The 12254-nt window shown below is 48.8% G+C and carries 9 protein-coding genes; all 9 read left to right on the forward strand.

All coding sequences use genetic code 11. From position 1 onward, the window contains the following. The first annotated feature begins 115 nt into the window (after window positions 1-115). The 9 genes from bamA (at window position 116) to M3P05_RS18955 (ending at window position 12251) form a co-directional block, all read left to right on the forward strand. Window positions 116-2422: an outer membrane protein assembly factor BamA gene (gene bamA, locus M3P05_RS18915; protein ID WP_249701671.1), complete on the forward strand. Its 2307-nt coding sequence runs from the start codon at window positions 116-118 to the stop codon at window positions 2420-2422. A gap of 243 nt (window positions 2423-2665) precedes the next feature. Beyond that, complete coding sequence (locus tag M3P05_RS18920) at window positions 2666-3190, forward strand: OmpH family outer membrane protein (protein WP_249701673.1); 525 nt, start codon at window positions 2666-2668, stop codon at window positions 3188-3190. A gap of 10 nt (window positions 3191-3200) precedes the next feature. Beyond that, window positions 3201-4235: a UDP-3-O-(3-hydroxymyristoyl)glucosamine N-acyltransferase gene (lpxD, locus tag M3P05_RS18925; RefSeq protein ID WP_249701674.1), complete on the forward strand. Its 1035-nt coding sequence runs from the start codon at window positions 3201-3203 to the stop codon at window positions 4233-4235. 180 nt (window positions 4236-4415) lie between these two features. Beyond that, the gene (gene fabZ / locus M3P05_RS18930; RefSeq protein WP_249701675.1) at window positions 4416-4856 is read left to right on the forward strand and encodes a 3-hydroxyacyl-ACP dehydratase FabZ; all 441 of its coding nucleotides are present in this window, start codon (window positions 4416-4418) and stop codon (window positions 4854-4856) included. Between the two features lie 2 nt (window positions 4857-4858). Next, window positions 4859-5629 (forward strand): acyl-ACP--UDP-N-acetylglucosamine O-acyltransferase, encoded by a 771-nt coding sequence (gene lpxA / locus M3P05_RS18935; protein ID WP_249701676.1) that lies wholly within the window; start codon window positions 4859-4861, stop codon window positions 5627-5629. A 2-nt stretch (window positions 5630-5631) separates the two neighbouring features. After that, entirely contained in the window at window positions 5632-6804 is a 1173-nt protein-coding gene (lpxB, locus tag M3P05_RS18940) for a lipid-A-disaccharide synthase (RefSeq protein WP_249701677.1), read from the forward strand. Further along, window positions 6801-7427, forward strand: coding sequence for a ribonuclease HII (gene rnhB / locus M3P05_RS18945; protein WP_249701678.1), 627 nt, complete (start codon window positions 6801-6803; stop codon window positions 7425-7427). The genes lpxB and rnhB overlap by 4 nt, the downstream gene beginning before the upstream one ends. 380 nt (window positions 7428-7807) lie before the next feature. Then, on the forward strand, window positions 7808-11320 hold the full coding sequence (dnaE, locus tag M3P05_RS18950; RefSeq protein ID WP_249701679.1) for a DNA polymerase III subunit alpha: 3513 nt from the start codon (window positions 7808-7810) through the stop codon (window positions 11318-11320). Window positions 11321-11885: 565 nt separating this feature from the next. Further along, window positions 11886-12251: a PilZ domain-containing protein gene (locus M3P05_RS18955; RefSeq protein WP_249701680.1), complete on the forward strand. Its 366-nt coding sequence runs from the start codon at window positions 11886-11888 to the stop codon at window positions 12249-12251. Window positions 12252-12254: the final 3 nt, after the last annotated feature.

Consider the following 12254-nt stretch of genomic DNA (forward strand, 5'->3'; position numbering starts at 1 on the left):
GGCGGGCGCTACCAATTGAATATCAACATCGACTCCGTGGTTCTAAAGCGGTTAGATGTTTAATTGATAGCGCCCCTCAGGGGAATAAGATCATTTATCTGGAAGAACGGATTCCATGAAGCGATTATTACTGCCACTCGTCGCCGGAACCATGCTTGCCGGTCAGGCTAGTGCCTTTGTAGTCAACGATATCCGTCTCGACGGACTGCAGAGAGTATCTGCCGGCAGCGTATTTAACGCCCTGCCTATTACTATCGGGGATGATGTTGATAGCCAGGCGGTATCTGAAGCTGCGCGGTCGCTGTTTCGCACTGGCTACTTTCAGGATATCCAGCTTGGGCGCGATGGCGATGTGCTGGTTGTCACCGTAGTTGAAAGACCCTCCATCAGTAAAATCGATATCGAGGGTAACAAGGCGATTCAAACTGACGATCTGCTGAAGGGATTGAAGCAGTCCGGCCTTGCCGAAGGGGAAATATTCCAACAGGCAACACTTGAGGCTATTCGTCTGGAGCTTGAACGCCAGTATGTTGCTCAGGGGCGCTACGGTGCACGTATTGAAACAGAAGTTGAGCCGCTCCCCCGAAATCGTGTTGCTGTGACCATCAAGGTACGTGAAGGTAAGGTGTCCACCATCAAGGACGTCAATATTGTTGGCGCCAAGGTGTTCAGTAAGAGCGAACTTCTTGAACAGTTCACCCTGAAAACCTCCAACTGGACATCCTGGTATTCCAGCGATGACAAGTATTCCCGGGAGAAGCTCTCTGGTGATCTGGAGCGCCTGCGTTCCTGGTACCTTGATCGTGGTTATATCAACTTTAATATTTCTTCCACCCAGGTTTCCATTACTCCCGATAAAGAAGGTGTTTACATCACCATCAATATTGATGAAGGTGGGAAGTATACGGTTAATGGTGTCAAACTGGCTGGTGACCTTGCTGTTGAAGAAGAAGAGATTCGTTCACTGCTTCTGGTGGAGGATGGGCAGGTTTTTTCCCGTCAGTTAATGACCAGTACTGAAGATCTGATTACTCGTCGCCTGGGTAATGAAGGCTATACTTTTGCCAGCGTGGCTGGTATCCCCAGGCCGGATCACGAAAATAATACAGTCGACATCACTTTCTTTGTGGAGCCGGGTCGGCGTGCTTATGTTCGTCGTATCAACTTCTCCGGTAATATCAAGACTGAAGATGAAGTGTTGCGTCGTGAAATGCGCCAGATGGAAGGTGCTTCTGCCAATACAACCAAGATTGAGCAGTCGAAGACCCGTCTGAGCCGCCTTGGCTATTTCAAAGAGGTTAATGTTGAAACTGTTCCTGTCTCTGGGGTAACAGATCTGGTTGATGTTAATTATTCGGTTGAAGAGCAGCCATCCGGTTCCATCACTGCAAGCCTTGGTTACTCGCAGTCTGATGGTATGATCCTGGGTGGGTCTGTCAGTCAGGATAATTTCCTTGGGTCAGGTAACAAAGTTTCCCTGTCATTGAATACCAGTAAGGTTCGTAAGCTGTACAGTTTCTCTTTTAACGATCCTTACTATACCGTTGATGGTGTTAGCCGCGGCTACAGCCTGTTCTACAGTAAGACGGATAATAATAATAGTAATGTGACAAACTACAGCGTTGATACGATGGGTGGTGATATCAGTTTTGGTTATCCTCTGTCTGAAATTTCCAGTATTAACTTCGGGCTGGGCGTTGAGAATAACAAGTTGAAAAAGGGGAGCTCAGCCTCCAATGAGGTCAACAAATTTATCAATGAAGAAGGCAGTAGCTTTACCAATTTCAAAGCCAATCTTGGGTGGTCGCAATCTACCCTGAATAATGGGCTTTTACCTACTCGTGGATGGTCTCAGGGTGTATCTTTGCAGACTAGCCTGCCGGGTAGTGATCTAATGTTCTACAAATTGAACTACCGTGCGCAGCGTTTCTGGCCAATTACTGGTCCATTTACCCTTCGGGCAAGTGGACGGGTTGGATATGGCGGGGCGTTTGGAGGCACTTCTGATTTGCCGTTCTTTGAGAACTTCTATGGTGGTGGTTTTGGCTCGATCCGTGGTTACAAAGACAACACTTTGGGGCCTCGTTCCAAACAGAAAGACGGCAGTTATGACCCGGTTGGTGGCAACCTGCTCGTAGAAAGTACAATGGAGGTGCTTTTCCCTCTACCATTTATTAAAGATCAGCGTTCACTAAGAACGTCATTGTTCTTCGATGCCGGTAATGTCTTTGATGCCAGCTGTGATAGAGAACTGGTGAGTTGTTACAAGCCATCTTTCAGTGATTTGCGTTATAGTGTCGGCCTTGGTCTAACCTGGATTACCCCGATGGGGCCTTTGACTTTCAGTCTGGCGAAAGCCCTGAAGGAAGAGACGCATGATGAGTCTCAGGTATTCCAGTTCTCTCTTGGCACGCCGTTCTAAAATTGCCTGATCGAATGCAGTAACTTGTAAAGAAAATGCTCTTATCTGTAAGGATAAGGGCATTTTTTCAAAGAGCTGCCTGGTAAAGTCAGTATTTACGGGTGACATTCAGGGGGGGAGGCGTTAGCCTTGCCCCCTGTAAATTTTTGTGGTTCCAAGGCCAGCAAGAGGTATGAAGTACCTTTGTGGCTGCAGGGAAGGATATCAAAGCTGTTTAATCAACAGATTGCAGGAGTGATAGATTTGCGTAGTTTAAAATGTATGGCCATGGCTCTGGTAATGGCTGCTCCGTTTGCTCTGCAGGCTCCTTTGGCTGAAGCTGGCGGTGTTGCCGTTATCAATTCCCAGGTGATTCTACAGGAATCTGCTGCTGCCAAGGCTTACGCAGAAAAAACCAAGAAGAAATACAAAAGTCAGGTTGATGCCCTGGAAAAGCTGGATAAGGAATATCAGGCGCTGGATGAAAAGCTGAAAAAAAGTGGCGCTCTGATGAGCCCGGCTGAACGCGCAAAGATTGAGGCTGAAAAGCAAAATAAAGAAAACAGTTTCAATGCTCAAAGGCTTGCTCTTGGTGAAGAAAAAGCCAAGGATGATAAAGCTGAGTTTGAGCGTATCGCACCTCTTGCCAACCAGGCGCTTGCTAAAGTTGCCGAAGATGGCGACTTTGATGTAGTTGTTGAGGCGGCAACTGTCCGTTATGCCAAGTCTGGCACGGATATTACCGCCAAGGTTATTGAGCAGCTCAACAAACTGACAAGCAAGAAGTAAAAGCGGATTTATGAAGTCTGTAAAGCAATACACCCTTGCTGAGGTGGCTGAACATATTCAGGCTGAAGTCAGGGGTGATTCCGATTGTGTGATCTCTGGGCTGGCAGCTTTGCAGGAAGCGGAAGAGGGCAGTCTGTCTTTTCTGGCAAATCCTGCCTATGAAAAGTACCTGTCTGAATCTTCAGCCAGTGCAATTATCCTTTCACCGGCTGTTGCTGAGAATTTCAGCGGTAATGCCTTGGTGATGAAAAATCCCTATCTTGGTTTTGCGCGAGCCAGCCGCTTGTTTGAAGCAAGTGATGGGGAGCGGGTAGGTGTTCATCCTTCAGCGACTGTTGATGAGTCAGCTTTTGTTGCTGAAACAGCCTGGATTGGTCCTGGTGTTGTTGTTGAGGCTGGTGCTGAGATTGCAGCAGGTGTCCGTATTCTTGGGAGCTGTTTTGTTGGTCGTGATAGCCGAATCGGTGAAAAATCAATCCTGAAGGGTAATGTCACCATATACCATGGGGTCACTGTTGGTTGGGAGTGCATTATTCACTCCGGTGCTGTTATTGGCTCGGATGGATTTGGTTTTGCCAATAATTTTGATGAATGGGTCAAGATAGCCCAGCTCGGTGGTGTGGTGATTGGTAATAAGGTTGAGGTTGGGGCGAATACCGTTATTGATCGCGGTGCTCTTGATAACACCGTTATTCATGATGGTGTGAAACTCGACAACCTTATTCAGATCGCCCATAACGTTGAGATTGGCAAGAATACAGCCATCGCTGGATGCGTAGGTATTTCCGGAAGTACCAAGATCGGTTCCGGTTGTACGATCGCAGGTGGAACAGGTATCGCAGGGCATCTGACTATTGCAGATAATGTCCATATTGCCGGTATGGCCATGATTACAAAGTCTATTTCTGAATCAGGAACAGCTTGGTCCTCGGGTTGTGTTGGTACCCTGCCAATCAAGGACTGGCGTCGAAATACCGTGCGCTTCCGTCAGCTGGATGATATGGCTAAGCGCATAAAAGCACTGGAAAAACAGCTGGAAGAGTAAAACTCTTTCTGTTAATTGTAAGGAGCCGGCTTTGCCGGCTCTCGCATTTCAAAGCCTGTTTAAAGCTTCTCATGGGAGTTTAAAGACCTTGGGTGGATTGTAAGGAATAAGAACAATAATAAGTTGGGAGCTGGAAAGCAGTTCCAGACGTTAGCAGGAGCTCGGGAGGTGCACTGTTATATGATGCAGGTTGAAGAGATAAAAGCGTTGTTGCCCCAACGTTACCCTTTTCTTCTGGTTGACCGGGTTGTTGACCTGGATCTGGAGAAGAAAACCATTGATTGTTACAAAAACCTGACCGCCAATGAAGATTTCTTTAATGGGCACTTTCCTCATCATCCGGTGATGCCGGGGGTTCTTATAGTTGAAGCCATGGCTCAGGCAGCAGGTATTCTTGGGTCATTCATTCAGAAAAACGCACCAGGCGAAAATACCGTCTACTATTTTGCCGCAGCAGATAAGGTGCGTTTTCGCACGCCGGTGGTGCCTGGTGACCGTTTACAGCTGATTGCGGAATTTCTTGGGGAAAAACGGGACATCTGGAAATTTTCCTGTAAGGCACTTGTTGATGGTAAGATAGCGAGTTCTGCTGTAATTACTTGTGCGAAAAAGGAAATCTGACCTTGATCGACTCCCGTGCCGTCATCCACCCATCTGCGCGGTTGGCCGATGATGTTGAGGTAGGACCGTTTACCATTATTGGGCCCGATGTTGAAATCGGAGCTGGTACCAAGATCCACTCTCATGCCGTCATCAAAGGCCCCACAACTATTGGTTGTAACAATACCATTTTTCAGTTTGCTTCAGTTGGAGAGGATTGCCAGGATAAAAAATATCGTGGTGAACCAACACGACTGGAAATCGGGGATAACAATGTTATCCGTGAAGGCTGTACTATTCATCGCGGGACTGTTCAGGACAATAGCCTGACCTGTATCGGCGATGGCAACCTGCTTATGGCGTATGCCCATATCGCCCATGACTGCATGATTGGTAACAATATTATTATTGCCAATAACTCTGCCATTGCTGGTCATGTTGTGGTCGAGGATGAAGTTATTCTGGGTGGTTTTACCGCTGTCCATCAGTTTTGCCATATCGGACGAAACAGCATGACGGCAGCCCAGACGGCTGTATTCAAAGATATTCCTGCTTACATTATGTCCAGCGGCAACCCGGCTACACCGCACGGAATGAATTTTGAAGGTATGCGACGCCGTGGCTGGAGTGATAAAACGATTCGCAGTCTTCGTCGTGCTTATAAAGTTCTTTACCGCCAGGGGTTGAAACTGACTGAAGCCTTGGAGGTTCTTCAGGGAATGGCTGTCGAAACGCCAGAGATCAATGCCCTGATCAATAGTCTGCAGTCATCCAGTCGCGGAATTATTCGCTGATCATGTCTGTTACATTTGCACTAGTTGCCGGTGAGGCTTCCGGGGATATTCTCGGGGCTGGCCTGATCCGTTACCTGCGTGAACACTGTCCAGGTGCTCGCTTTGTCGGTATCGGTGGCCCCCTGATGATTGCCGAGGGTTTTGAATCCCTGTTCCCAATGGACAGACTCTCGGTTATGGGGCTTGTCGAGGTTCTTGGGCGTCTGAAAGAGCTGCTGGGAATTCGTAAAAGTCTGCGTGAGAAGTTTATCGGTGAGCCTCCAGCCGTCTTTATTGGTATAGATGCTCCAGATTTTAACCTGCCCCTGGAGCGTTCTCTTCGTGAGGCTGGTGTGACCACCATGCACTATGTCAGCCCTTCTGTCTGGGCCTGGCGTAAGAAACGCATTTTCAAAATTCGTGATTCAGTCGATCATATGCTCTGCCTGCTGCCATTTGAGGCAAAGGTTTATCAGGAGCATGGTGTACCGGTTACATTTGTTGGCCACCCTTTAGCTGACCAGATAGCGCTTGAGCCTAAGACATCTCAAGCCAGAGATAAGCTTGGCCTGGCCGCTGATGATGTTGTGGTTGGCATTCTTCCTGGTAGTCGCAGTGGTGAGGTCAAAAGGCTTGCACCACTGTTTCTGAATGCGGCCAAAGGTATGCAGGAGCAGCGAAGTGATCTGGAATTTCTGGTTCCCTGTGCCAGTGCCCAGCGTAAAGAGCAGCTGGAAGCCCTTCTGGCTGAATATCCCGGTTTACCGGTGACATTACTGGATGGGCAATCTCATGAGGTTATGACTGCATCCGATGCTTTGTTAATGGCATCCGGTACTGCTGCCCTGGAAGGTCTTCTGCACAAAAAGCCAATGGTGATCAGCTACCGAATGAATGGTCTGTCCTACGCCATCATCCGTCGCATGGTGACAGTTGATTTTTGTTCGCTGCCTAATCTTCTGGCCGGAAAAGAAATTATTCCGGAAATTCTTCAGGAAGAGGCAACTGCTGAGGCTTTGTGTCAGGCGACACTGTCCTGTCTGGATAAATCAGAGCATAACCGTGAGCTGACAGAAGAGTACTACCGGATACACCGGGAACTGAAGCAGGATGCCAGTGCCCGTGCTGCGGAAGCAGTCATGGGAGTGATTGGACGCAAAGTAGTGGCCAAAGACCCGGTAGGAGAGACCGTATGACCGAATGGGTTCAAACCGGTTTTGAGCTGTTTGCTGATAGATCTGCAGATGAAATTATTGCTGGTGTTGATGAGGTTGGTCGTGGCCCTCTCTGTGGCGCTGTGGTAACAGCTGCCGTTATTCTTGATTCTGATAACCCGATTCTGGGCCTGAACGATTCAAAAAAGCTGAGCGAAAAAAAGCGAAATGCCCTTTTTGATGAGATTCAGGAGAAAGCACTGTCATGGTCGATTGGCAGGGCTGAGGTTGAAGAGATAGACCAGATTAATATTCTGCAGGCCACCATGCTGGCTATGCAGCGTGCTGTTGCCGGTTTATCTGTGAAACCGACGCTTGTGCTTGTGGATGGTAACCGCACACCTGACTTTGGCATTCCGGCTCGTGCAGAAGTCAAAGGTGATGGTCGTATTGCCGAGATTTCAGCGGCATCTATCTTGGCCAAAGTTGCGCGTGATCGTGAGATGGTTGAGCTTGATCGCCAGTACCCGGGGTACGGAATCGCCGATCATAAGGGCTATCCCACCAAGGCTCATATGGAAGCTATAAAAAAGCTGGGTGTTACGCCAATTCATCGCCGATCATTCAAGCCTGTGCGTGATTGCCTGCCAGAAAATATTTCATGAAATCAGGAGCTGGACTGTTCAGCTCCCGATAGTTTTTCCTTGTTTTAGGTTCTGTTGATATAAGTTTGTGCGATTCAGTGGCTCAGAAAGCCGCTAATCGCAAGAAAGGCTTGTGAAGGTGTAGTGGTTCTACATCGAGCAAGCCTGACGTAGGGAGTGGCGGCTTTCTGGGCCACCCGAAGGGCGTCAGCGAGGCTTTTCAGCTCGTCGTTGCAGCCGTTCGAAAGACAACCAGTATTCCTTCACGTCTGCGTCTAGATCTGAAAAGCCTCGCTGGCGCTGAATGCATAAACTTATATCAACAGAACCTAATGTGATGCGCAAAACCACCTTCGGCTGGTATTATTGCGTACATAATCATTCGATACTCTGAGACCTCAATGTCATCTCAACCGGCACAGTTTGTTCATCTGCGAGTTCATTCTGAATTCTCTCTTGTCGACAGTCTTGTTCGCATAAAGCCTCTGATAAAGGAGGTTGCAGACAGAGGAATGGCTGCCGTTGCCGTTACCGATCAGGCCAATATGTGTTCTCTGGTGCGTTTTTATCAAAACGCGCAGGGTGCGGGATTGAAGCCGATCTGTGGTTGTGATGTTTGGGTCGAAAGCCCTATTGCTGATGAGCCTCCGACCCAGCTTGTGCTGCTGTGCATGAACACAACAGGTTACAAGAATCTTTTGGAAATTGTGTCCAAAGGTTTTCAGGAAAACCAGCATCAGGGTAAGGCATTAATCCAGCGGGAGTGGATCTTTGCCCAGAACGAAGGGCTGATTGCGCTGTCTGGCGGGCGTCGCGGGGAAATCGGACATACTCTGCTGGGCAGTCATCCCCAGTTTGCCGATCAGCTGATGGAAGAGTGGCTGCAGGCTTTTGGTGACCGGTTCTATCTGGAAATTCAGCGCACTTCTCGTCCGGGAGATGAAGAATATCTGCATGCGGCTGTTGAGCTGGCCGGTCGAATGAATGTGCCGGTTGTTGCGACCAACGACGTTATGTTTATGGATCGTGATGACTTTGAAGCTCATGAAGCCCGTGTCTGTATCGGTGAAAGCCGGACACTGGACGACCCGCGTCGCCCAAGAAACTATTCCGAAGAGCAGTACCTGAAAACCCCGGAAGAGATGTGGGAGCTGTTTTCAGATATCCCTGAGGCCATTGCCAACACTATTGAAATTGCCAAACGCTGCAGTGTCGATGTGCCTCTGGGGACTTATTATCTTCCCGATTTCCCTGTGCCGGAAGGCATGACCATGGATGATTACTTCCGCAAGTTTTCTGCGGATGGTCTGGAAGATCGGTTGAAGTTCATTCTTGATCCGGATGCCCCGGACTATGAAGCTCGGCGCAAGGAATATTATGACCGGCTGGAGTTCGAGCTCGATATTATCCTGCAGATGGGATTTCCGGGTTACTTCCTGATCGTAATGGACTTTATCCAGTGGGGTAAGGATAACGGTGTTCCTGTAGGCCCCGGGCGTGGTTCCGGTGCCGGTTCTCTGGTGGCTTATGCCCAGAAAATTACCGACCTCGACCCTCTGCAGTATGACCTGCTGTTCGAACGATTCCTGAACCCGGAACGGGTATCCATGCCTGACTTTGACGTCGATTTCTGCATGGATAACCGGGATAAGGTTATCGACTATGTCGCTGAAACTTACGGACGAAATGCGGTTTCCCAGATCATTACCTTCGGTACCATGGCGGCTAAGGCCGTAGTTAAGGATGTGGCCCGTGCTCAGGGTAAATCCTATGGTATGGCGGACAAGCTCTCCAAGCTGATTCCTTTTGAAGTGGGAATGACCCTGAAAAAGGCCTTTGACCAGGAAGAGGCGCTGCGGGACTTTCTCGATAATGATGACGATGCCCGCGAAGTTTGGGAGATGGCTCTCAAACTGGAGGGTGTGACCAGGAACGTTGGTAAGCACGCCGGTGGTGTGGTTATCGCCCCTACCAAGCTGACTGATTTCGCGCCACTGTATTGTGATGAAAGCGGCCATGGCCTTGTTACTCAGTATGATAAGAACGATGTAGAAACTGCCGGTCTGGTGAAGTTTGACTTCCTGGGTCTGAGAACTCTGACCATCATCGATTGGGCACTGAAGATGGTTAACCCACGCCTTGAGCGTGAGGGTAAAGAGCCTATCGATATCATGCATATCGATCTGGAAGACCCAGCGTCTTTCGAATTGTTGAAATCAGCAGAGACGACCGCTGTATTCCAGCTGGAATCCCGCGGGATGAAGGATCTGGTTAAGCGTCTTCAGCCTGACTGTTTCGAAGATATTATCGCACTTGTAGCTTTGTTCCGGCCTGGCCCCCTGCAGTCCGGCATGGTGGATAACTTTATAAACCGGAAGCATGGCCGGGAGAAAATCTCCTATCCCGATGTGCAGTGGCAGCATGAATGGCTGAAGCCGATTCTTGAGCCTACCTACGGCATTATCCTGTACCAGGAGCAGGTTATGCAGATTGCCCAGGAGCTGGCAGGCTACACCCTGGGTGGTGCAGATATGCTGCGCCGGGCCATGGGTAAGAAAAAGCCTGAGGAAATGGCCAAGCAGCGGGCTGTCTTTGAGGACGGTGCCAAGTCGAAAGGTGTGGATGGCGAGCTTGCCATGAAGATCTTTGACCTGGTAGAAAAGTTTGCCGGTTACGGTTTTAACAAGTCTCACTCGGCGGCTTATGCGCTGGTGTCTTACCAGACTCTCTGGCTGAAAAAGCATTACCCTGCAGAGTTTATGGCGGCTGTCATGTCTTCCGATATGCAGAACACCGATAAGGTGGTGACGTTTATCGAAGAGTGCCGCAATATGAAGCTCAACGTGCTTCCACCTGATGTGAACAGTGGCGACTTTCTGTTTGGCGTTGATGGCGAAGGCAATATTATTTACGGTCTTGGAGCGATCAAGGGAGTTGGTGAAGGCCCAATCGAATCCATCGTTCAGGCCCGTTCTGAAGGTGGTCCTTTCCGTGATCTGTTTGATTTCTGCCAGAGAATTGACTGCAAGAAGGTTAACAAGCGCTGCCTGGAGGCTTTGATACGTTCAGGTGCTTTTGATCATCTTGGTCCTTGTCCTGGCAAGAAGTCTCTTAACCAGAATCGCGCCATTCTTGATGCCAGCATGGAAGAAGCTGTAAAGGCTGCCGATCAGGCTGCCCGCAGTGCTGCAGGCGGTTTGGGTGATCTGTTTGGAGGTTTAGCGCCGGAGCAGAAGGATGATGCTTATGACAAATACATGGGTATTCGCGAATGGCCGGATAAGGAACGCCTGAGAGGCGAGAAAGAGACTCTTGGCCTGTATCTGACCGGCCATCCCATTGATGAATATGAGCAGGAACTGCGACATTTTGTCCGCAATCGCATCTCTGATCTGCAGCCAAGCCGGGACAATATCAACATCGCCGGTCTTATCGTCAATATGCGGGTTATGAAGAACAAACGCGGCGATAAGATGGGATTCTTGACACTCGATGATCGGAGCGGGCGGATTGAGGTTTCCGTCTTCTCTGATGCTTTTGCCAAGAACCAACACCTGTTAGTGAAAGATTCGCTGGTCGTTGTTGAAGGCGAGGTTAGCTTTGATGATTACTCTGGTGCGCTGAAGGCGAATGCCCGCAATATAATGAGCCTGGTCGATGCCCGAAGTCATTATGTCAAAGAACTGGAAATTGGCATGGATTCAGCTGATTGCAGAGCTGGCTTTACCGGCCAGATTCAGACACTTCTGGCAGAGCATCGAGGTAATACTCCGGTTGTTATCCGTTTTGAGAAGGATGATGCCCGTGGGGTGATTCAGCTGGGAGATCAATGGACAGTCAGCCCTGGTGATGAGCTGGTGCAGATGCTGCGGGATCGCTATGGGATGCAGCGGGTGAAGGTGGTGTATTCCTGATGGATAAGACCTGACGGAAGCCCCTGCTTTTCTGTTTTAGTGGGCTTTTTGTCAGGTCGACGGGTTATGTTTAATGATCTTTCATAACGCTCAATTTAAAGACTTTTTGTGACTGTTTTCAGCCGGTTTCAGGGCACTGATCAGGGTGTTTCTTGGATCCTGAGGCTTTAGCTTTTGTCGGGATGGCAGCAGGTTCATTACCGAGAATTTTGGGAAATGATTCATGATTGTCATGTTTATGAAAGCCAGTGTCGTCTGGTAATTGATATCTGCATTACTTATTCCTGTTTCTGATTAATTTGTGAATTCTGGAATTAATTTATCTCTATCTAGAAAGAACCGTTACAAGGGGCAGTTATTGTGCTGCTCTAGTCTTTGGTGTGAAAGGCCCGAAGTTCCTGGCTTTCCGTGGGTGGTTCGAGTGTCCCGGAGCTGAATTCAGGAGGGCTTTTCCTAATGCTTCTGTGATATTGCAGGGCAAACAATAAGAACGGTTTCTAGCCCCCGATAATAACGACAAATCTGATGGCGCAATGACTCCGAGTGCAGCAGGGAAGTATCGGATATGTCAAAAAAAGCATTTGCACAGTCAGAGTTCAAAATTCATCAAAACAAGCTTGATTGTTTTTTGAAAGTCTATAACCGCCGAACCGGAAGAGAGCTTGGGTATATAGGTAATATCAGTCGAAATGGACTTATGCTGATTACCCGTTTTCGAATGGAAACAGGCAGTGTCTTCAATATGAGAATTGCGCTGCCAGAAGCCTGGATGAACAAGCGTTATATTGATTTCGATGCGCGCTGTCAGTGGTGTCGTCCAGATGTTGACGCTGAGAGTTTTGATTCCGGATACATTATCACCCAGAGTTCCGTTCATTATGATGAGCTGATAGAGGCTCTTCGTTACTACTTCTCGTTTTATGTCAGCTAGTCA

It is taken from the genome of Parendozoicomonas callyspongiae (genome assembly GCF_023502345.1).
GTDB classification, from domain to species: Bacteria; Pseudomonadota; Gammaproteobacteria; order Pseudomonadales; family Endozoicomonadaceae; genus Sansalvadorimonas; species Sansalvadorimonas callyspongiae.